At 46.3% G+C, this 22,831-nt stretch carries 19 protein-coding genes and 1 pseudogene; 1 reads left to right on the top strand and 19 read right to left on the bottom strand.

The genetic code is table 11. The features are described from left to right. Positions 1 to 8: 8 nt before the first annotated feature. From G519_RS46950 to G519_RS0139815, 12 genes and pseudogenes are all read right to left on the bottom strand, one after another. Positions 9 to 1,478 carry a multicopper oxidase family protein gene (locus tag G519_RS46950; RefSeq protein WP_051254171.1) on the bottom strand — a complete coding sequence of 490 codons (1,470 nt, stop codon included), beginning with the start codon at positions 1,476 to 1,478 and terminating at the stop codon, positions 9 to 11. Positions 1,479 to 1,484: 6 nt separating this feature from the next. Beyond that, positions 1,485 to 2,930 carry an MFS transporter gene (locus tag G519_RS46945; RefSeq protein WP_127528010.1) on the bottom strand — a complete coding sequence of 482 codons (1,446 nt, stop codon included), beginning with the start codon at positions 2,928 to 2,930 and terminating at the stop codon, positions 1,485 to 1,487. A gap of 44 nt (positions 2,931 to 2,974) precedes the next feature. Then, positions 2,975 to 3,577 (bottom strand): NAD(P)H-dependent oxidoreductase, encoded by a 603-nt coding sequence (locus G519_RS46940; RefSeq protein WP_051254169.1) that lies wholly within the window; start codon positions 3,575 to 3,577, stop codon positions 2,975 to 2,977. A 36-nt stretch (positions 3,578 to 3,613) separates the two neighbouring features. Next, positions 3,614 to 3,978, bottom strand: a pseudogene (locus G519_RS49755) (epimerase); the annotation flags it as partial. Between the two features lie 199 nt (positions 3,979 to 4,177). After that, positions 4,178 to 4,699 carry a TetR/AcrR family transcriptional regulator gene (locus G519_RS0139850; RefSeq protein WP_029199281.1) on the bottom strand — a complete coding sequence of 174 codons (522 nt, stop codon included), beginning with the start codon at positions 4,697 to 4,699 and terminating at the stop codon, positions 4,178 to 4,180. Positions 4,700 to 5,015: 316 nt separating this feature from the next. Continuing rightward, positions 5,016 to 8,066, bottom strand: a complete 3,051-nt coding sequence (locus G519_RS0139845; RefSeq protein WP_029199280.1) for a glycosyl hydrolase — start codon at positions 8,064 to 8,066, stop codon at positions 5,016 to 5,018. 12 nt (positions 8,067 to 8,078) lie between these two features. Further along, positions 8,079 to 9,080, bottom strand: a complete 1,002-nt coding sequence (locus G519_RS0139840; RefSeq protein ID WP_029199279.1) for a glycoside hydrolase family 130 protein — start codon at positions 9,078 to 9,080, stop codon at positions 8,079 to 8,081. 30 nt (positions 9,081 to 9,110) lie between these two features. Next, positions 9,111 to 10,001 carry a carbohydrate ABC transporter permease gene (locus tag G519_RS0139835; RefSeq protein ID WP_084160571.1) on the bottom strand — a complete coding sequence of 297 codons (891 nt, stop codon included), beginning with the start codon at positions 9,999 to 10,001 and terminating at the stop codon, positions 9,111 to 9,113. Between the two features lie 17 nt (positions 10,002 to 10,018). Next, entirely contained in the window at positions 10,019 to 10,915 is an 897-nt protein-coding gene (locus G519_RS0139830) for a carbohydrate ABC transporter permease (protein WP_029199277.1), read from the bottom strand. Positions 10,916 to 11,000: 85 nt separating this feature from the next. Next, positions 11,001 to 12,392, bottom strand: a complete 1,392-nt coding sequence (locus G519_RS0139825; RefSeq protein ID WP_029199276.1) for an ABC transporter substrate-binding protein — start codon at positions 12,390 to 12,392, stop codon at positions 11,001 to 11,003. Between the two features lie 258 nt (positions 12,393 to 12,650). Then, the gene (locus G519_RS0139820; protein WP_036635729.1) at positions 12,651 to 14,282 is read right to left on the bottom strand and encodes a response regulator; all 1,632 of its coding nucleotides are present in this window, start codon (positions 14,280 to 14,282) and stop codon (positions 12,651 to 12,653) included. Beyond that, the gene (locus G519_RS0139815) at positions 14,260 to 16,086 is read right to left on the bottom strand and encodes a sensor histidine kinase (RefSeq protein ID WP_051254165.1); all 1,827 of its coding nucleotides are present in this window, start codon (positions 16,084 to 16,086) and stop codon (positions 14,260 to 14,262) included. The genes G519_RS0139820 and G519_RS0139815 overlap by 23 nt, the downstream gene beginning before the upstream one ends. A gap of 239 nt (positions 16,087 to 16,325) precedes the next feature. Between G519_RS0139815 and G519_RS0139810 the strand changes: the two genes are divergently transcribed. Next, positions 16,326 to 16,757 (top strand): VOC family protein, encoded by a 432-nt coding sequence (locus tag G519_RS0139810; RefSeq protein WP_029199273.1) that lies wholly within the window; start codon positions 16,326 to 16,328, stop codon positions 16,755 to 16,757. Between the two features lie 56 nt (positions 16,758 to 16,813). Here G519_RS0139810 and G519_RS0139805 read toward each other — a convergent pair whose 3' ends face one another. The 7 genes from G519_RS0139805 to G519_RS0139775 all read right to left on the bottom strand — a co-directional run bounded on the left by G519_RS0139805 (position 16,814) and on the right by G519_RS0139775 (position 22,822). Next, complete coding sequence (locus G519_RS0139805; RefSeq protein WP_029199272.1) at positions 16,814 to 17,314, bottom strand: DinB family protein; 501 nt, start codon at positions 17,312 to 17,314, stop codon at positions 16,814 to 16,816. 150 nt (positions 17,315 to 17,464) lie between these two features. After that, complete coding sequence (locus G519_RS0139800; RefSeq protein WP_029199271.1) at positions 17,465 to 17,674, bottom strand: hypothetical protein; 210 nt, start codon at positions 17,672 to 17,674, stop codon at positions 17,465 to 17,467. Positions 17,675 to 17,850: 176 nt separating this feature from the next. Further along, positions 17,851 to 18,378: a TetR/AcrR family transcriptional regulator gene (locus tag G519_RS0139795; protein ID WP_029199270.1), complete on the bottom strand. Its 528-nt coding sequence runs from the start codon at positions 18,376 to 18,378 to the stop codon at positions 17,851 to 17,853. Between the two features lie 176 nt (positions 18,379 to 18,554). After that, positions 18,555 to 18,962, bottom strand: a complete 408-nt coding sequence (locus G519_RS0139790; RefSeq protein WP_029199269.1) for a DUF6855 family protein — start codon at positions 18,960 to 18,962, stop codon at positions 18,555 to 18,557. A 203-nt stretch (positions 18,963 to 19,165) separates the two neighbouring features. Continuing rightward, the gene (locus tag G519_RS0139785) at positions 19,166 to 19,528 is read right to left on the bottom strand and encodes a response regulator (RefSeq protein ID WP_029199268.1); all 363 of its coding nucleotides are present in this window, start codon (positions 19,526 to 19,528) and stop codon (positions 19,166 to 19,168) included. 32 nt (positions 19,529 to 19,560) lie between these two features. Beyond that, entirely contained in the window at positions 19,561 to 21,480 is a 1,920-nt protein-coding gene (locus tag G519_RS0139780) for a hypothetical protein (RefSeq protein WP_029199267.1), read from the bottom strand. Positions 21,481 to 21,691: 211 nt separating this feature from the next. Continuing rightward, on the bottom strand, positions 21,692 to 22,822 hold the full coding sequence (locus G519_RS0139775; RefSeq protein ID WP_029199266.1) for a response regulator: 1,131 nt from the start codon (positions 22,820 to 22,822) through the stop codon (positions 21,692 to 21,694). Positions 22,823 to 22,831 lie beyond the last annotated feature (9 nt).

Below are 22,831 nucleotides of genomic sequence, written 5' to 3'. Positions count from 1 at the left end.
GATCGATTTCATAGATCGGGAAGGTTGCCCGACTTGGTTCCACCCCTATATGGCGTCGTGATTCCCTCATAGTTCATCATCATGGTCATCCCCATCGAGGCATGCCCAAGATTGTGGCAATGCGCCATCCACAAGCCCGGATTATCGGCCATCAGCTGCACCTCGTAGGTTTCGCCATCTTTCAACAGAAGCGTATCCAGATAGACGGGGCTGCCCTTCAATGGGATTCCGTTTTTGCTAAGCACACGGAAGGTATGGCCGTGCGTATGGAACGGATGATCACCGCCTCCCTCATTGACGAGAGTAATATTCACGCGCTCTCCTTCCTTCACGTTCATGGGAGGGATTTCGTGGAAAGAACGGCCGTTGATCGTTTTGACGAAGAGGGATTGGCCAAGCCTTAGATCGAAGCTTCGGTCAGGCCTGCGGTTACTGCTCGGATCGTCCGGCAGCGGGGTGCCATAATCGACGAACGAGAACATCGCCCCGCCCTCCGTCGGTCCCGGTTCGCTGCCACTACCGAGCGTAATCGACAGACCTTTGGCCGATTGATTTCTTACAATGACCTTGCTCGATTCGGGAAGCTTGATGAGCAGATCGTAGCGTTGGCCGGCACCTACCGGAATGTTCGTGCCGTTCAAGAGGCCGGGTTCATGCAAATCGTGGCCGTCCATCGCGATTACTTGAAAAGGAGCCCCGTCGACCGAGAAGTTCATCGTTTCGTTGTCTCCATTGGTTAGCCTCAGCCTTACTTGTTCGCCTGCTTTACCCGGCACGTTCAGTCCCTTGGCGCTGCCGTTCAACAGCATACTGGAATCCAACCGCTGATAAAGCGCGGTTACCTCCTTCGCGGAGGAGAGCAGAGCGGACTTATCACGGGGTTCGACGATAATCGAGCCAAGGAGGCCCTTCTTCGCCTGAACGGAGCTCATCTGATGGGAATGATACCAATAAGTACCTGGAGCCGACGCGACAAAAGTATACGTAAACTGTTCCCCGGGCTGCACCGCGTCCTGCGTCACCCCCGCAACGCCATCCTGCGAGCAAGAAACGTTGATCCCGTGCCAGTGAAGCGTAACGCCGTCCTCGATATCCTTGTTGCGGAGCGTAACGACGACGCGGTCACCTTCTGTGACGCGAAGCTCAGGACCCGGAGAAGTGTTGTTGAAGGTCCATGCATCGACCGCTTTTCCATTATCCAGTTGCAGAACCGTCTTTGCGGCCGTCAGATCGAACTTGCGGGTCGGCCCTGAAGTCTCCTTGGGCACAATCGAGTCACAGGAAACACCGGTCGCAGAATGCGTATGCATGGCCGCTTCAGACATAGCGCCTGAGCTATGCTCATGGTTGGCCATATTGACCTCCATCGGTTTTTGAAGCCGCATTTGCCAGAAATATATGCTTACTATCACACCGATCAGGAGCAGCAGAGGGACTCCCAAGTAGAACGAACGTTTAGAGCTTTTCTTCTTCACCATGGCCGATCACCCTCTAACTCGTTTAGTAATTGATTCATCAATATTTTGACGTGATAAGGAAGGCCGAACCACCTTGAGGACAATAACCGCACCTATGATGGAGAAGGCGGCCGCCCCGAGAAACACCCATGCGAAACCACTAGTCAGCGCTTGCGGCTCGGCTATTCCATTACTCAATAAATCTCTTGTTCTGGTCGACGAGATGGTCGCTAATACAGCAAGCCCAATGGCTCCTCCAATTTGCTGGCTCGTATTGACAAGTCCGCTGGCCATACCCGCTTCACTGTCGGCTACGCCATGGACCGACAATTCCGTCCCGGCGACGAAAGCCCCTCCGAGCCCAATTCCGATCACGATACTAGGTCCAAGCAGATGAACCGCAAACGATGCATCACTTGGTGCTAAAGACAGCCAGATCAAGCCTGCGGCAAGCAGAAGCAATGAAGCGGCAAGCGTCCGTCGCGTTCCGAGCTTCTTGACAAGTGCCGGCACGGCTCCCGCTATTACAACTAGCGCTCCGGCGAGCGGAAGCTGGGTAAGCCCCGCCTTCATTGCGTCATAGTGAAGCACCTGCTGCATATAGACCGAGAGTGCGAAGAATAGTCCTGTCGTCGCTCCTCCAATAAGGAACATTTCCAGATTGTCGCCTAATACCGACTTGTTGCGAAATACACCTAGCGGCATAAGTGGGTTCTTGGCGCTTCGCTCGATGAAGACAAACGCGGCGAGAAGCAAAACAGATACACCAGCAAGCGTCAACGTCAGCGGAGATGTCCATCCAACTCGTTCGGTTTCAGAGAGCGCGAACACTAAGGTTACGATGCCGGCAGTAACCGCGGCTGCTCCAGGCATATCCAGACTTGCACGTTCGCCTGGCTTATCTTTCGCGATGAGTAACGGTGTTGCAACAATAACCAATAGGCCTATAGGAACATTCACGAAGAACACAGATGGCCATCCGAAAGAAGAAGTCAGTACTCCTCCTAGCAATACGCCTGCGGCGCTGCCAATGCCGGCAACAGCACCCCAGATGCCAAGGGCCTTCGCCCGATCCTGCGGATCCATGAAAAGCTTGGTGAGAAGAGCAAGAGCCGCGGGAGCGAGAAGAGCGGCCGAAGCGCCTTGCACCGCTCTTGAAGTCAACAGCCACGCTCCCGAGTTCGCGAATCCAGCGACCCCAGCGATAAATAACCTGCGATGTCCGTACCGGTCGGAAAGTCTCCCGCCCAAGAGCAGCAGCCCTCCGAACGGCAATACGTAAGCCGTGATCACCCAACTAAGCGTAGTTGTATCCAGGTGAAGTTCCGCCCCCAACGACGGAAGTGCAATATTTACGATGGACGCATCCAGTACGACAAGGAATTGTGCAAGCGCAAGCGCGATAAGCGCCCACCAACGGTAGGGTATAGCACTTGATGCTGCTGACATTGGTTGAGTCTTGGAATTCATCATACATCTCTCCTTATTTTCGTTATTGATTGATTAATTACATTCGATTAAATAGAGTTGGTATACGGCTTTTCTTTTGTTTCCGAAGGATTGCGCATCATTTCCGAAAGCTGTGCGAGCCAAGATTTCCTATCTTCGGCGGTCGAAGCATGCATCGAGTCGAATACGAGATGCCGATTCACTCCTAAGCCGCAATAAGCGAGTATCCCTTCATCTATCGTAAGACGAAGCGCATTCCCCAAGCCGCTTGCTTCATATGCTTCTCGGGACTTATCCTGCGTATGGATGAGTGTCGCCTTCTTGCCCGCTAGCAACCCGGATTGAACCCCATTATCATACTTGTAGGCGAATCCGTACGAAAATACGCGGTCTATATACCCTTTCAGCATCGCAGGCAATCCCGTCCACCATAGCGGATAGATGAACACGATATGATCCGCCCACGATACATAGCCTTGCTCCTGAACGATATCCTCTCCCACCCCGCCTAACATTTCACTTGAGCCAAGTGCAGGTTGGAAACCCATGCCGTATAAATCCCGAACGATAACCCCATCCCCCACCTGTAGGTAGCTTTCCGTGACCGCGTCCAGAATCGCGTGATTGAAGCTACTTTTCCTTGGATGTGTATAGATGATCAAATGGTTCATATTCTGTTTCCCCCAAATTAATTAGTGATTGATTACTTACTTGTAGTTATTAAGAGCGCCATTTCTTTTCTGCAACGCGAGAACCGTAGCTGTGATTCCCTTTTCGAAGGCCGTTGCTCGCGCTGGTCCAATCAACCGCTCGTATTTGTCCCCGCTTAAGACAAGCGGCTCTTCGGTCAAATATGCACGATCTCATTGCCCGAGATCGAGCCTGAGCCAGGTATATGCCAGTTCTGCCCGTACGCGTCGTCCCTGCTGGCGAGCTCCGCGATAATGAACGCCGCGTCCGGCAAATAGACAATCTCGCGGGGGACACGCATATTGCCGATGAAAAATGCCATCTTGTCAGCCGCGATCGCTTCGAGTGTGGAACCCAGATACGAAGCCTCATTCGCCGTGGGGCACAGCTCTTCCGCGACCGAAGCGCCCGTGCCTCCCGTTGCTCCTACTACAATTGCTTTTTCCAAAGGAATTACCTCCTATTGTTTTTGTGATTGATCAATTACTAACTTAAAACCAATATAACACGAAGTGATTGATCGGTCAATAACAATTATTGATTGGTCAATCACTTTTTTTCCGAAAAGCTCGTACCCCTCCTCATATATCCTTCAGCTCGGGCATTGCCAGCGCTACCGAAATATTGCACAGCACGCCCCGGGCTAAGAACAACATCGTTCTTTCCTCGGCATTCGGAATGCTGCCTGCGCGGAAAGCGTCCAAAACCATTCGGCGAACTTCCCCGAATCCATTGCGCATCGCTTCCTGGATCGAGTCTTCACGGATCGTCTGAGCCTGCATCTGAAGCAGCACTTCATTTTGATACATGTCCAGAATATCCACATAAGCCTGGACTAGGTCGGACTCCAACTGTTCCGATGGTGCAGCTTCCACGACCTTGCGGAAGGAATCGATCACTCGCGTCCAGGATACCTCCAGCGCTGTCAACAACAATGCTTCCTTCGTTGAAAAAAAACAAAAAATATACGGCTGCGATATTTTGGCCCGTTCTGCGACCTGTGCCGTTGTTGCACGGTAGTACCCGATCTCCGCAAACACCTCAATCGCTGCTGATATGATGTCCGATTTGCGATTAACTATGGTCGTCTCCATTTTTGCCATCAGATTGGCGCCTCCTTAATGTGTTAGTGATTAATCAATTAGTATTTCAAGTATATATGAAAAACAGCCTGAAAGCAATTCGGCAGCATTCTCGATCCTTAGGACTAGAATCTCATTCCCTTTTAATTAAGCGCTTTCATAACATCCTCTGAATAAAGTAAGCGTTATCACATTTTTTATTAGTATCACCTCCCTTCAGCTTTCGGCATCCATTGCAGGTTGCTAAGAATAACCAAAAGAAGAGCAAATGTCCTGCAGTGCAGCGCCCTTGCTCTTCTCTTGTTGCGTTTCTTATTCTCCCAGTACAATAGAACTTTTATTTCAATTCAATATACGGCGAAGCATGTAAACCGAATCGAACGAACGTGTATCGGTCCGTGTAAATATTCGTATTCTTGTCTATATCTTTATCTGTCCAACCGGGCTTATCTTTAAAGCTGTCAGGTCCCACCTTATAGAGCTCGCCTTTTATGTGATGATGTGGACCTAGCAGATTTCGACAGCTGTTTGCCATTTCTACCTCGATTAAGTTATCGCCCTTACGCAGAAATGAAGTGATGTCTGCCTCATAAGGCTCCCAGAGGAACGTTCGTACCTCTTGACCGTTAATAAACAACCGACTGACAATGGTATCTGGTGGTGTGGAAAAGCTCCATTTCGCCTCCATCCAATCGTTTCTATCGATAGTTACCTTTTGCTGCATATAAATTTTACCGCTATAGAAGGGAAACCCTTGATTGACAAGATCCCCAGTATGCACGGAAACAGGAAGTTCCGTAAGAACAAACGGACCCATCGTATGAACCGCTTGACGCTCTCCGTTCAGGTACGGCGAACTTGACTCTACACCGAAAGACCCAATAATGTAGATATTTTCGATTTCTGTTTCAAACGTCAGCTTATTTCCTTCCGATTCAAACTGTCGCGCATGCTCAATTGCTGCGTAAGTCTGTGAAGAGTTGTAGAAATAAGATTGAAGGCGAATTCGATTTACTCCTGGAACGATCATGCCGCTAATATCAACTTTTTGGAAAGAAATATCTCGCCACCAGCCACAGCTTTTCGATTCCACTTGACGCCCGTTCACTTCGATTTTGATATCTTCCGGCTTCTCCAAGACCACATATAATTCGCGCGAAAGATCAACATCAAACGCAACCTGGAATTCGAATTCTAGTTCAATATGAACAGGTCGACCAAAAGCTAAAAGCAGCTCTTGAATGAAAACCACGGGCAGTGGTCCTGACCAATCTCCATCTTCAACACGTAAACGGCATGTATCCAGCGTCAAACTGTTTGCCTCTATATTCGAAATCTTCCAAGTATGATCTAAAAGGATTTTCGATTCTGGTTGCCAAGAAGTCGTTTTATTTATATCAAAAATCTCTTCACTTTGTGCTGCTTCTTCAGGCACAATCTTCAAGACGTAGGACTGCCCCGGATGAATAGTCAATGGAATGCGTACGCCACAATCGGTATCTTCCTGTTCGATAGGTGTAACCCCGCCTGTTTCCAGATCAATTACGGATACTCTTCCTTTTCGGAACAACTCTACCTGTATGGACTCATAGCGTTCCTTTCCGGAATTTACTAAGTAGTGGATGATTGCGCCGCCCAATGCTAATGTCTGAACATTCATTGTATCCTCAGTTATCGCTTCTCCTGCACGATCCAACAGACGTATAGATGGGGATACGGTGCTGGACAAAGCGTTTAGCAGCGCTTTAGAATTCCATTCGGGTTTGAGCGCGCTCTCAATTAGCTGATCTAACTCCTTATCCAGTTGTCCATTAATAAGCGTCGGAAATGGCGCAAATGCAACAAGGCAGCCGCCTTGAAGGACGAATTGCTTCAACAAATCAACCGTAACGCGGTTTAACGTTACACTCGGCGGAATGATTACAACGCGATAGGCCGCTTCGCCGATAACAAAGTTGCCGTTACTGACATTACCGTGATGTTCAATAATGCTTTCACTGCCGTAATCATGCTCTACGAAGGTTTGGCACATTTGGCGCGAAAGCTGGGTAAAAGCCTTATGATAAGGTTCGATTTCTGAAGAATCCTCACCACATTGTTGAACCCAAGCAGACCGGATTGGGTGCAGAAGCAATACTTCAGTCTGACGAGTTCCTTCTGAAAGCAGCATCGACAACCTCGCGAAGTAATCATTAAAACCTTTATAATCCTCCCACCAAGGCTGCTGATAAAATAGGGAAGGAGGATAGTCACGTTTTCGTAAGCCTCTTAAGGTATATCCCTGCAAATGCTGACACATCAAATTAATACCGTGGACAAATTGCCACTCGCCTATTCGCTTAAGATCCTCAAAGCTGACATTCCAGCCTGAACACCCGAAGCTTTCCGTAATCGTCTGCTTTTTCCCAAGTTGATGGGCAACCGAGCCTACCTGTTTGGGAACAATAGGCTCTTCGCTAATAAACCGGCCTAACCAATCACAACCCGGAATTTGCAAATACTCATAAAAAGCCATCGGATCCCCGACTGAAGTCACTTGATGCATGAGCACTTGTTCATCTACAACGTGACCTGTTGCTGACCATCCCTTGCTATTACACCAATCCCCAATTTGTTTCGCATAACTTTGAGTGAACATCGTGGTTACGCATTCCCAATAGTCATATCTTGCTTTACTGCAGCCTTCCACATTCATAAACAAAGCGGGGAGAGCTTCCTTCAGGTCATAGCCATATCTGATCTCGAAAGCTTGCTCCAGATCAAACGACCAAGGCAACTGCCCGCGCGCAAACTGCGGTTCGTCCGTAAACACGCCTTTCAGATCGTCTCCAAACTCTCCGCCGAAGCGTTCCCAATAGGCCTCGTAGGTCGTATCAATGAAAGCACGAACGGTTTCCATACTTAGCGTATCAATATAATATGGATTTACTTCATAGAAGAATCTTAACTCTGCGCTGCTCTCCTCTTCTGCTGATAGTAAACGATAGCCGTGTTCTGATTTGGCATAGAAACCGATCGTTCTCTCCGCTGGGTTCTGAAAAGGAGCTTGCTCATAGGCCAATTTTTTTTGCTGGTAAGCGATTCCCATGGCTGGAACTTTACCATCTGCGAAGCCGCTCGGCCAGCCGTTTTCATCATATAACCATGGGGTCATACCGAGCTCTTTGCTTTTCTCGATACATGTCCGTACAGCGGACATCCACTCCTCACCCATATACGGAGTAAGAAGTCCGCCTCTGGCGTGCATAAAAAATCCGCCTATTCCCGCTTTATGCATGTCCTCGATCTGACGTTCCAACTCCTCCGTTTCCAATTTATCATTCCATGACCATAGCGGCACTGAGCGATATTGGACAGGAGGATTCTGAAGTTGATCCCACATAGTCATCTTATCTTCACCTCATGCTTTCAAGCATAACTGAACAAGATCATCCACCTGTGCTGTAGCCAAACAGACCACCGCATCTGCAGCGCCATAATAGATTTTCACTTCACCCGATGGTTCCAAAATCATGCCTCCAGGGAAAATGACATCATTACGGAATCCGCCGTCGATCTCATAGCTGGCTTCCGGCGCAAGCAAGGGCTCTTGATACATGCCGATTACCTTTTTCGGATTGTGGAGATCGAGCAGCATGAGGCCTGCTGTATACCTTTTCTTCCAAGCAGGCTCCCAGCCGTTCTTCCCTCTTGCAGGATCGATATCCACCGCATGAAACGTGGTCAGCCAGCCTTTTTCTGTCTTTATAGGAGGAGCCGCAGGCCCGATCTTATCATTGGCAAAAGGAACATGCTCAACCGCCAGCAGGAGATCGGAATTGCCCCAATACTTCAAATCCGGAGAGTCGGAAATCCATGTGTCAAATCGGTCGGCCCCCCCACGGCTGTATACGGTAAAAGGCCTTTCCAAACGAACGTATTTGCCGCCGACTTTCTCCGGGAACAGCACCATATTGCGAAGATCCGGCGTCGATAAGCTCAACACTTCGAAGTTTTCAAAGTCATCGGTAACGGCGATACCGCCACGAATACCATGCTGCGTATCCACAGCAAAGCACATGTAACAGCGGCCGTCCATAACCGTCAATCGAGGGTCATAGGCCCGAATAATTTCTCCGTCATTCATCTTAAAGCAAGGCTTCGGTCCAGCTTCCCAATGGATCCCATCACGACTGTACGCAATCCCAAGATCCGTTGTGGAATGAGGCTCAAGTGTTTGTTCGCTTCTGGAACCATAATCATTGCGGAATACCATGACATATTGACCGTTGAATTTGGTAACGCCCGCGTTAAATACAAGCGCAGTAGGGTAAGGAACCCGATCAGCGTCCAAAATCGGATTAGCAGGATGACGATGAATAAACGAACTCGACTTTAAAATTCCGGGTACAGGTAAAACCATAGTAGATGACCTCCAAAATATATTTGTATTCTAGCCTTTCAGTGAGCCAGCGGTCATTTGCATGAACGATTTATTCGCGATCATATACACGACGAGCAGCGGTAAGATCGATAAACAAGCGCCTGCCAGCATATAATGCGTTTGAACCGCAGCCGATGCCCCATAGCGAAGATAGGATAATCCGACGGTCAACGTTTGGAGTTTGGGATTGGTCATCGTAAACACTAACGGGCGTAAATATTCATTCCAAGCTCCGCAAAATGTAAACAAAGCCCCTACACCCAATCCTGGGCGCATCAAAGGTAAAATAATTCGCCAAAATATTCCGCCGTTCGAGCAGCCATCTATACGAGCAGCCTCATCTAATTCCCGGGAAATACCTTGTAAAAAGCTCAGTAAAATAAAGAAAATATACGCGTGGCCACTGATTAAAATGAGGACGACACCCCATAAACTCGTGTGCAAATGGAGCTTGACCATAAGCTCAAATTGCGGCCGAATCACAACAGCGCCAATCGAAATGAACATGGTAGATGCCTGAATCGCGATAAAAATGGCTTTGCCCGGGAATTTAATTCGGTCAACCACATAAGCGGCCATCGATGCAACGATCAGCGTTCCAATTGTTGTTGCTCCACTTAGAAAGAGACTGTTCCATGTAAATCGAGCGAAATTGGCTTGCACCCAAGCTTCCTTGTAATTCACAACATGCCAGGAAGACGGGAAAATCTTTCCGCCTTTTGTAATCTCGATATTAGACATGAAAGAGCCAAGAAAAGTCACAACAATCGGAAACACAATCAGTAAGGCGGTTACCAGTAAAAAGATCCAGAGCAGTACTCTTCCGCCTATTTCCGTTAATGAAAATAGCTGGGTTTGTTTATTTATCCGTTCATTCGATAACCTTTCAGTAACTTCCATTTTTCCAGCATCCTCCCTCATTGAAGTTTGTTCAGACGTCTAGACATCGCATGGTAAGCTAGTGTGATGATGCCTACAATGACGGCTGTAACGAATCCAACGGCACTTCCGTAGCCAAATTGTTGGTCCACAAGTGTCCCTGATGGTGTCGGGAAGAAGAGTTTATACACGTACAAATACATCACTTCCGTCTTTCCAACCGGACCGCCCTCGGTCAACACCATAATGCTTTCGTACCCTTTAAGCGAATTAATGATTGCCAGCATAATCACAATCTGCAGCACAGGCCCTAACATAGGAATAGTTAAGTACCAGAATTGCTGCCATTTATTGGCGCCGTCCAGCGACGAGCTTTCATACACATCGTTCGGGATATTTTGAAGACCGGCAAGGAACAGCAGCATATAGTTGCCTACCGCACCCCAAACAGCGATGATGATCGTCGTAAACAGGGCGTGTTTGGGACCGAGCCAATCGATTCTTTCGGAGATGATGTGAAACTTCAGCAAATATTGATTGAGAATGCCGTTATAGGAGTTGAAAATAATGAAAAATACGACAGCCATGACAGATGAACTAATAATCGTCGGCATGAAATAGATGGCTCTCAGCCAATTGCGGCCGCGCAGCTTTTGATTCAGAATAACGGCTAGCACCAAGCATAATGGCAATGTAAGGATCAACTTACCGCCTGCATAAATGAATGTATTCAAGACAGAGTGCCAATACTCCGTGTCCTGCCAGAGCCTCCTGAAATTATCAAACCCAATAAATGACGCGTCCCCGAATCCCTTGTAATCATAAAACATGTATCGAATAGCCCAAGCAATCGGATAGACGCCCAGCACCATGGTCAGTAGAAAACTTGGAAATAAAAATACATATGAAAACCCGATCTGGCGTGTCCTGTTCATCCCGTTCCCTCCTGTAACCTCTATACTTAGAGAGCGAGAGTGGAGCTATTCACTCTACTCTCGCGGTATCATCTGGTTGTGGTCATTATTTCATCATCAGCTTCATCGGATCGAAGCTTGGATTCGGCTGCACTTTCACTGTACCTTTCGCTGCCGCTTTATCGAGAGCGTCATTGTAGCGCTTATTCAGATCTTGAATAATTTGATCTATATTCCCGCCACTGACCATGTATTTGAAAAATGCATCATCTTTTTTCATACCTTCAACGGTAACTGTAGGCTGCAGCGGCCATGTGCCGTCGTTTCCAACCGGAAGGAAGCCATCAATACCTTTCATTTCTGGTTTCTTCGCTACGGACGAAACAGATGGCACCATGGATAGTCCGAAACCTTTTTCATGATACGTTTTCAAGACTTCGTCCGTATACATGAACTGCATGAATTTCCACGCTTGGTCTGCATTTTTGGTTGTGTTGCTGATGGCTAACCATTGCCCGCCCAAGAAGGAGGTAGCGCCTTTAATCGTGCCATCGATCGTTGGAACCGGTGCAGCTGCCCATTCGATTTTGGCCGGGAACTGATTCGCATACACGCCTGGTTCCGATGAGAAGGAGATGTACATCCCGATTTTGCCTTCTGCGAATTGCGCGCGCAGCGGGTCAATATCCAGCGATTCCATACCTGGCAGTGTACTGCCGTCATCTACCATTTGTTTGAACGATGAAATGATGTCTTTGAATCCTGTGAAATCAAACTTCGCGGTTTTGAAATCAAAGCCTAGTCCGCCGTAACCGCTTGCTTCTGCAATAACCCTTGCCGAACGTCCTAGAGCGCTTTCTGGGTTTTTGAAGTTTTGAGCAAAACCATAAGAGCCGGATGCTTTACCTACTGCCGTGATTTTCTTCGCATCCTCGACCATTTCTTTCAATGTTTTCGGAGGAGCAGCGATCCCCGCTTTGGCGAAAAGCTCTTTATTGTAAACAAGTCTCAGTGTGGAACCATAGTTCGGAAGGCTGTACATTTTCCCATCAATCCGATTGAAATCATCAATGATCGGGAATTTTTTCTTAAGGGCATCTGTAAGGTAGGAATCAATTGGCTTCAAATATCCTTTTTGCGCAAAAGGCTGGATCGTATTTTCCTTCACGCGGATAATATCAGGCGCCTGTCCGGAAGCGAATGCCAAATCAATCGCTTGGTTGAAATCTTCCGTTTTCACAACCATTTCGACTTCAATGTTCTCGCCGTTCGTTTCGTTAAATTTCTGTACAACGCCTTTAATGTAATCCATATCATGACGGTCACCCGTCCAATACACGAGCTTGGTCTTATCTTTCTTCACAGGAGCTGCGCTAGCAGGCTGTCCGGATGGTTTGGCGGATGCTGCCGGACTATTTGCCGTATTGTTGCTGCCGCATGCTGCCAAACTGCCTGCTAGTAAAACACTTAAAGTGACCGTCCCAATTCTTTTTACCATTTGTAAGCCTCCCTTTTGTTTGCGAACACTTTGTATCGTTCTGGAAATGCTTTTGTTTACACTTTTATACTAAAAGAATTTGATCATTCTGATAATGCGGTCAACTCATGAACAAGGGCAGATATTTCTACATGTTACCCCATGCAGCAAGGATAAACGACTCCGTCGTCCTTCAGGACGAGCGCGTTTGTCAAGGTAGATGCGAAGCAAAAGTATAAAACTTATACTTTCTTATCTACTTAAAAAAAAGGCAAACCCTCATGGCTTCGAGGACTTGCCCAGAGACATATCTTTGAATTCAGTCGGCGTCAAGCCTGTTTGCTTTTTGAACACTTCACTGAAATACCGCCTGTGCTCATAGCCGAGCTGCTGCGCGATTTCTTGCACTTGGTAGTCTTCAATGAGCATTGATTTTGCCCGTTCTATCTTCGCTGCGGTAACGAACTGTTGGAAGGCAGTGCCGGTCACCTTCTTGAACAAATTCGAATAGTACCCCCAGCTTAGGTTAACCTGTTTCGCGCAATGCTCCAAGGTCAAATCCAAATGAAGATTCGACCTGATATACTCTGCAGAGCGATAGATGATTTTCTGCGACTCGCTTGCTCTCTCCTGATTAATCATACGGCAGCCAATTTCGCACAATTGAACGAACCATTCTCGATACTCTTGCAGGTCCGCGCCGCTCTCACCTTTAATTTCATGGACTTTCGACTCGAAATCGATCATGCTTGCCCGAGGAAATTTCTCCAATAGAACCCGCAGCATCCGCAGCACGAGCCCTTGCAGCAAACGTTCGACGACACCCGGCTCCGGTAAGACAGACGCTTTGGCCATCTCGTGAAAAATGTCCTTCGCCCATTCCACACTTTTATCCAGATTACCTGAACGGAAAGCGAACAGAAATTCATTCTCGCTATCCTCGGTATAAATCCACTCCACCGGGAGATCTGACGAATCGGCGTTGTAGCTGAATGCACCATTGCCGCCTGTATAGAAGTGATAAGACAAAGCGCTTAGCGACTGCTGATAACTCTTCGGAAGTTCCTGCACCGTTCCTACCCTTTGGCCAATGCCAATGGAAATCGTGAACTTGGTGTGTCTCGCAATATTGGCACAGCAATGATCCGCAATTTCAACTAGAGGCTCGTTCGACTCCATATTCAAAATGCAAATATACCGATTAAACGCTTCCCTGAACACGACAGCCGTCGTATAGAAGGAAATCGTTTCCTCCACGATATTTTGCAGAGAAAACCGCGCAAGCTCAAGCTCCTTAACAGGGACCTCGCCGTACTTGTCCGTGAACTGATCCATCTGGATCGTCATCACCGCAAAGGGAGGATTCAACTCATTAATGTCCAGGAAGTCCGATAATCTAGCCAATTCCGCTTCACTGGTTTGATGATGGACGAGCAGAGATAAGTATTCCTGCCGCAGGGCTGGCATACTTTCTTTGATCTTCTTCTGAAGTCCCAGCACGTGCGTGCGGTTAAGATTTTCCTGTTCCCACACTTCTTTGGCCTTCACGACGGCTTTCACGATTTGGTCGACAGAGAAAGGTTTTTTCACATAATCAAGTGCGCCATATTGAATGGCTTTTTGTGCATAATCAAAATCGGTATAAGCACTTAAAATAATGACCTTACTGTTCGGCAGCACCTCTAATATACTGCGTGTCATCTCTAATCCGTCCATTTTGGGCATCCGAATATCGGTCAGAATAATATCCGGCAAGCTTTCACGAATGACGGACAACCCTTCCTCACCATTGGTTGCGCTTCCCACAATTTCAATGCCGTGATCATGCCAAGGGATCTTTTTCGTAATCATGTCCACAACACTTCGGATATCATCTACGACACATAATTTAACCAGTCGGTTCATGCTCATGAAAGTCCTCCTCTCCTTCATAGCTAGGGATCCATAGTTCAATCCGTGCTCCACCTACGTCGTTATTGGTGATCTCCATACGTTGTTGATCGCCAAAGTACAGCTGTAAGCGGGTATAAATATTGCGCAACGCGTAACCATGCTTCGATGTTGTCGGGTGTACAATACCCTGAAGGAGCTTCTCAGGCACTAGCCCATGCCCGTTGTCTTCCACCGTTATATGCAGCCAGTCCCCTTCGGCATGAGCGCTAATCAGAATGTCCCCTCCTGAAGTCATATCTTTAAATCCATGTAAAATACAGTTTTCAACTAGCGGTTGAATCATAATCTTAGGTACCAAGCATGCGAGCAGCTCCGGCTCCACCTCGAATTTGCACACGAACAAATTCTCATAGGACCTTTGCTGAATGGCCAAATATTGACGAACATGCTCCAATTCATCCTCCAATGTGATCAGATCCCGCCCTCCGCTTAGGCTTAATTGGAACATTTGCGATAGAGCCAGGATCATTTCATTCACGTCGTCGTTTTCGCCCAAAACCGATTTGCAGTAGATTGTATTCAGCGTATTATAGAAAAAATGCGGGTCCATCTGGGCAGATAGCGCCTTAATTTCAGCCTTCCGTTTATCACGCTCACGGTTCTTCACGTCTTCAATCAGCTGCTTGATTTCGTCCAGCATTCGGTTAAAACGGAATCCGACCTGGGATACCTCGTCCTTATAAACGCTTTCAAAACGAACAGAAAGGTCATTCTCTTCCACTCGCTTCATCAGCCTTTGCAGTCTGTATAGCGGTTTTAAAAGCAGATACGTTAAATTATTCGTTATGAATAGCGATAAAATAATAAAACCGATAATCACATAGGTCGTTGCTCTTTTAATCCCATTTAATTTGGCTAACAAGTCATCCTTCGCTTGAACACTGACAATCATCCAATCGTCCTTTACTTCCAGCCGCGAATAATTGACTAAGTAGTCCTTTTTTTCATTCGTGTAGAAAAAAGAGCCTTTCATTTGATCACTCAATTGCTCAAAAAATGCGGGCTTTTGAATAAAATGGTCCTTACTCGTCCTATCCGCGTAATTCACATCTTCACCTTTGTTATCGATGAAATAATATTGTTTATTCGTTTTGGTCAAGTTGTCCATAAAGAGATCACGCAGGTCATCTTCCTTCACATTGACTACGACGTATACATTGGTCGGTTCATAAACCATGAAAGAGTCTTCGCCTACGCCTTCTGTAACGAGTGATATCACCCTTTGCTTGCCTGTAAAAAATGGATCAACATGCCCTTGACTCCAGAAACCACGATTCAATTGCTTGAAGTGCACATACATCTCCGACTGATAAAATGAATTCGCCGTGTTCCGCACACTGGAGGTCGGATAAAAATCCCCGAACGGTGTGGCGATCAGAATGCTATCAATCATCGAATCGTTGAATTTCACCTGAGAAAAGACATACTGCAAGGAGGTCAGTGACTTGTAGTAGCTAGATCTATCATTAGCTTGTACATCCTTCATTAATTGTTTGAACGCATCGCTGAACATCAGCGCTCTTATGGCAATACCGATGTTTTTCAGCCGTTCGTTTACGATTTGTGCCGATTGATTAACAGTATCTTGACTAGACTGCATGGCATTGCGCTGAATCTCTTTGGAAGCTATCAAATAGGCAATACTGCCTGTTGCCATCAGACCCAAGGTGATCAGAACGACAAAGGTCAGCCATATTCTTTGTTTTAAAGAGAACGAATGGAATATTTTCTGAATTGGCGACCACATTCGAGACTTGTTCATGGGTGTCTCCATCACCTTTCGTGTTGCGAGAATACGGACTTCATCTATTTTATTATAGTATAGGACGCTTATTTTCGACATGAGGGAAAATCATGATAGAGGGCAGCTTTTTCAATATGCGGAAGGAAAAGGTGTGATTTCCTCAAATACGAACAAATGTTCTTTATTTTTTATTGAAATTATGGTAATAATAAGAGGTAACCTATTTGCGTGAAGCAAAAACCAAGGAGGAAATTTAAATGACAGTAAGATTAACAGCATATCTAGTAATGGATGGCAATGCACAGGAAGCTATTCAATTCTATGAAAAGGCATTGGATGCCCAAGTTCTTTTCACGCAATCTTTCGGCGAGATGCCGGCTAACCCAGATTTTCCTTTACCGGAGGATGCTAAGGGGCGTATTGGACATGCAATGTTGCAAGTTGGCGAGTCTAGCTTGATGTTTTCCGATACATTTCCAGGTCAGACTGTTCAAAAAGGGGATAACGTGACCATCTGTATTACATCGAAAGATAAGGAAAAGTCACAAAAGTTCTATAATGCCTTGAAGGACGGCGGTCAAGTCATTATGGAGCTCCAAGAAACTCATTTTAGCCCATCATATGGACAGGTAAAAGACAAGTTCGGTGTTACCTTCCAAATATTCACTGAAGGCGCATCAATGAATTAAGGTTATTAACTCAAAACAGCCCTGTTCGCATCCACTGCGACAGAGCCGTTAGCCTTTCAGGAGTACCAATAAAGCGCATACTCGGTCATCACGGATGCATGCCCCATTTGACGCAGCATAGCTGTAATATTACCGCGGTGATAGGTTGCGTGATTGACGACCTGCAGAACCATTTCAGATAAGCTGGTTTCACGCGGTCTCGTATAAGGATTATCGAGCACAATCCTCTTCTCCATATTTTCCTGTTGGTTCAAAAGCGTCTTAAACCGCTCTGATATTTGGACGTACATCTTCTCCATCTCCTCAATGCTTTTCGACTCCACGCCAACATTCATTTGGGCTGAATCGGCCATTGCTTCCCTCATGCATTTACCGGAAATAATGTCTAACCAGCATGCATCCACCAAGTAAATATGAGCGATCGCCTTGGATATCGTAGAAAAAACACTTTGAATCTCCTTATTGTAAACGTCTTGTGGAAGTTCTTTTAAACGATTCAGTATAGTTTGGTTCGCCCATACGTGGTAATTGTACATTTCTAGTGCAGGATGAGTCATAGATATCGTCTCCTTTTTCACTGGTCTTGCGTCTTTTCAAGTGTTACCTTTATCATATAGCAAATACCCTGACAGCCTTATGTCAGGGTATAAATAATAAAAACCCCATGTAGGGGTTATTACATACAGTCAAAACGCTGGATCTTCGGATCACATTTGTTCGCCTTCATGTTGTTCCTGAACCACACGAAACCAGTCCCAGCCACACACAAAAATGATAATCAAAAAAAGAATAATGCGTAACGCATTCCACCAACCGCTTTCCAGAATACCTGGAAAAGCACCCGTTCCAAGAATCAATACCGGGATGAGCCACACGACATTTCTCTTCATTAAACGAATCGCCTTTAGTCTAAGCAAAATGTACTGTCCCCTATTTGGTAAGTAATATGGTTTGATCCTCGTATAACTTTCGAACCCATATAACTCTTTATGTCCGTCTTCTTAGTCAGAACGCTCATCCAATATGTGCAAGTAATCCTCAAGCTGCCAACTCACTCCGTTTTACTCAAAAACCCTCGAACACCAGAATCAGCTTATTCATCCAACAGCATTAATTCTGGTACAGACAGCGCCATTGAAATATTGCACAACATCCCTCTAGCCAGAAAAATCATGGTTCTCTCATAAGGCTTTTCGAAGCCTGCACGCTTAAAAGCTTCTAGAACCACCTGGTGAACATCCCGATATCCCTTCTGCATGACCTCTGCGATCATATCCTCTTTAATCGTTTGAGCTTGCATTTGCAGCAGTGTTTCATTTTGGTAAGATTTCATAATATGAATATAAGCATCAACCAGTTCTTTCTCAAGCTGATCAGGAGCAACGGTCTCAATAACCGTGCGGAAAGCCTCAAGAATTCGTGTCCAAGACACTTCGAGCGCTTCTTGCAGCAGTGCTTCTTTCGTTGAAAAAAACCGGAAAACATAAGGCTGCGAAATTTGTGCGCGTTCCGCAACTTTTGCAGTCGTTGCACGGTAATAGCCAATTTCAGCAAATACTTCGATGGCCGCGGATACGATATCTACTCGTCGATTAACGGACGTTTGAGAATTCTTTGTCATCATTCATTCCACCTTTAAAGTTACATTAGTTATTGATCAATTACTAATGTAATAGTAACTTATCGGAATTTAATTTGCAATATTTCATTTCGGCATGTGTGATTATACAATAAAATACTAATCATAATAAAATGGAGTGCCAACTGTGTTGGTCCCCCATTTTAATGGTAATCCTGTTATTTGGCCCGCATACGATTGTTCCTCGGATTGTGTTCCACTTCAGCAAGTCCTAGTTCCTCCATGAGTGGAGGTACATACATGCCGAATCGGCCGCGATAACCTTTTTTCAAGCCATACCAGCCACCAACTGGATTTTCTGGTGAACGGCCCCATGCTTCAACGGTACCTTCTTTTGCAGGTTTCTGCTCATCTGCACTGCCTAGTTCCATCCAGTCACCATGTTCCTTGAGCATGACATATAAGTCATCCACGCAGCGATAGTCATAATGCAAAACAGTTTTACCTACCGTGCAAACGATAATTGCCTTTCCATCTTTTTCGTCCTTATACATTTCATATTCCGATGTTTGAGGAGGTGTTTTTAATTTCCAAGGATTTTCTTTAGTTCCCGTTTCTGTTGACATCTTGATTCTCCTTTGGGTTATGTTTATTGGGATAATATAACATAACACTGCGTCCTACAAAACAGATGGACCAGATCCATCTGAATAGACGCCTTGTTCAGCCAGTTTCGTGCTACCTTCAAATTCATGTACGTGTCTCTGTACGGTTAAGGGAGACAGATATGAGTGCTAGTAAAAAATTTATTTACGGACTTTTCTAATTTTTAGAGGTTTACGCTTTCAATTGCTGTAGCAATTCTATCCTTATTAAAAGGCTTGACGAGAAAATCTTTTGCCCCCGCCTGAATCGAATCGACAACCAATTTTTGTTGTCCCATAGCCGAACACATAATCACCTTTGCCTGGTGATCGAATCGTATAATTTCTTTAAGTGCGTCAATGCCATCCATTTCGGGCATTGTGATGTCCAGGGTCACTAAATCAGGTTTATATCTCTTGTACAAATGTACGGCTTCATGACCATTTCTGCCTTCCGCCACAACCTCATAATTCAAGTTAACGAGTATATCTTTTAACATAGCCCTCATAAAAGCGGCATCATCTACAACTAATATTCTTTTTTTCACTGCAATCCACCCCTCACAGACAAACTTTTCCTTTATTCTAACCAATTGGCTTCGCTGACCTCATCGTCTCGATACACCCATTGATACTCCAATCGCGCATCGTCCACGCCTGCGTGCTCATCGGTTACATCCACTGTCGGCGTTAGCGCACCGAGATACTTATCCATACCGTTAGGCGTAATCGATAAACTCGGTAAAATGTTATCAAACTTGATCGCCGGACTCGTGATCCGATTGATATTGCCGGCCCGGTCCTGCATCAGGACGGTCACATACCAGTCTCCGTTCACTTTGTCTTTGGAAACGGCAGGCATTTTGCCATCCATTATGCCATAGGTCACCCAAATAACGCTGCTTTGATCAGGAGATTGCACCCAAGCATACTGAAGCACATCGCCTTTCAGGCCGGAGCCTTTTTCAACGACATTCAACTTGACCGAATGTTGTCGCTCATAAGTACCGTCGGTGTCCGGGATAAACTCAACTGTAGGGAGCACAGCATCGACGCAGATCGCTTCACCCGACGCTAGAGCGAGCGGAGGATTGTAGCCATTCTGCACCATAGGCGTATTGCCGAAGTCATCCGTTATTCCCAAATTGCCGATGAAATTGGTATAGGCTAATTCATTTCCTTCATCGCCCGGCTGTACCACGTATTCGTAAGTAACCTCTTTCGTGCCGCTGCCGGATTTATACAGGGCCTTCTTACCGTTGTTGAACTGAATGTAGCCATTAGTCCCGGTGACTACATCGTCCAACTGCAGCTTAATTGTAAGCTTATCGCCGGCTTTCAAATATTTGGTTCCGGTCGATGTGGCGACATCCACTTTATTGATGATCGGCACAATACCGTCGACCTGCAGTTTGAGACTGTCCAGCTGGTTGAAGTAGCTGGCGCCGCCTGGGGATTGGTTATAATTCACGTCGTAATTACTTTTCCAATTGTAGGGATTCCCGGATGTACTGCTCTCCATCGGATTGTCCGAAAGGTCCTTTACGTTTGGCGGCAGCAAGCCTCCAATTTTATCGTCCCCTCCTTGGTTTGCATCCCACTCACTTGGCGTTCTAGTTCCAATGCCCAAGTATTTGCCTTGATTATAAGGCTGCTTGCCAATGTCGCTGCGTGTCATATCATCGGCTTCGACCGTATAACGGAAGGTAATGTCTTTTGTCCCGTCGCCTGAAACATATTTGGCCTTCTTGCGTGTATTCATCGGTAATTCGAAGGAAGCGTCAATATTCACAGGCTCCTCGAAATGAAGAACAATATCAAGCGACTGGCCCAAATGGAACTTACCGTTTCCGGCGTTCGGTAAGGTGATATTTTGTAATCGAGGCCCTTCCGTATCAAAAACGGACATGTGAATGCTCTCAATTCTGCTTAGCGGGGTATTCACGTCATCTAATACAAATTGAATGACATTCCTATCCGGAATAAAATCCGTTTCCTGCGACGTCATGGTATAAACTTTGGCCATACCAGCATCGCCGCTATCTTTATCCCGTTCGAGTACGGTTCCATTTGTCATCAGAATCATATGATCGTTATCATCAATTCTTGTATTCATCGTTACTCTATATTTCAAGTGCTTCAGCTTGGCAATATCCGACAAGGGATATGGCAAATCCGAAGCGGATACGACGCCTCCGAGTGCCCATCCATCGTCGCCGGAGCCGGGCCATAGCGCCAGATTGTTGGAGAATTTGGGTTTATACTGCAGATTCGTTTGCAGATTTTTTTCATCATATGTGTAATCTCTTTTCGTCGTTACCTTTGAATCCGAGCTGCTGTAATTCACATATTGAAGAAAATTATCATCCGCCCAAGGCGCTTTGGCCTCAGCCTTGTTCGCCACAGCCGCATGAATGCCCATCACGGCCAGCATCGCGACCATGTAAGAATATTTCTTCTTCATCTTGTCTTTCTTTCTTCTCATCCGTTTCTGTCTCAACGTGTTTTCCTCCTTGCAAATGGATTAGTGCTAATCAATTACAGAAAATAGTTCTATTTACCCATTACACCACCCAAAATATGACAAAATACTCACTATTCTTGCATGTTACCAGACGCTTCTCACAAGATTCTCACAAACGATCAATTACAAGACTAAAAAAAGACAAAAAAAGACAAGGAGATCTTCTCCCTGCCTTGTTAAATTCACTTTAGTTGCCTGTTTCCACATAAGCCGCCGCTTTGGCACTCATTTCCTTCGGCGGCTCAATCCCAAGCTCTCTCCGGTACAGCTCTTCAAAACTTGCATAATGCTTAACGATTCGTTCTCTCCTGCCGCTGCTTGCATACACATCCATTAACAATTGATTCATTTCCTCATTCAAGGGAACGATGGAGAGATACATGTCCAGCTTTTGTTCCGCTTTGCCCCATTCTTGTGCGGCCACATCACGGCCCACCAAACCACGAACCAGAGCCGTATATTGTTTAGCATAACCTTCCTCTAACTTGGACTTCCATAAGAAATCCTTACGCTCCAACAGAGTACCGCGATACATCGCAAACAATCGATCCGCTTGCGCCACATCCTGCTTGCCGTCCGCTTGCACCGCCTCGCAGCTCTGAAATTCCAGTAGGTCGTACCGCACATCCTGCGTATCCAGCATGTAGCCTTCATTCGTTTTGACGATGTCCATGCCGATTTCTTGTTCTTTCATCAGCTTCTTCAGCCGGTAAATCGTATTGTGAAGATTGTGCGAAGCCCTGTCCTCCAACATATCCGGCCATAAAATATCGGCCAGATGCCACTTGCTAACATTCTGTCGCGGATGGCATAGGAAAAATGCGAACAGTTCCTCCGTCTTCCGCGTAGGCCAGTGAACCAGCACGCCGTCCGGGTTCTTGACTTCGAATCCGCCAAAGCATCGAATCGATGCATGGCGAATTTGCTGCTCCATCTGCTCCGTCTGATCGGCCGGACGCATCAATTTCAGGAGGCGATTCGTTATCCGCTCAATAGACGCCGGTGTTACTGGCTTTAAAATATAATCAAAGGCATAGACTTGGAAAGCTTCCAAGGCGTACTCTTTGTAAGCTGTTGTAAATACAATTTTCGTATGGCCCTGCCGCTCGTTTAATTTCATTGCCAGCTCAAGCCCGTTCATTCTGGGCATTTCCACATCCAGGAACGCAATATCCGGCCGGAGTTCGGGCAAACTGGATACAGCCTCCAGCGGATTGCTGAAAGTGCCCACAATCGTGCAATGCGGATTTCGCCCAATAATGACTTTCATCAATTCGAGAATCGGCTTCTCATCTTCTACAATCACAACCCTAAACAATTGCCCCTC

This window comes from Paenibacillus alginolyticus DSM 5050 = NBRC 15375, from assembly GCF_000422905.1.
Classification (GTDB): domain Bacteria; phylum Bacillota; class Bacilli; order Paenibacillales; family NBRC-103111; genus Paenibacillus_E; species Paenibacillus_E alginolyticus.
Note: the sequence above shows the minus strand (reverse complement) of the source record. Positions and strands in the feature narration are given on the sequence as shown.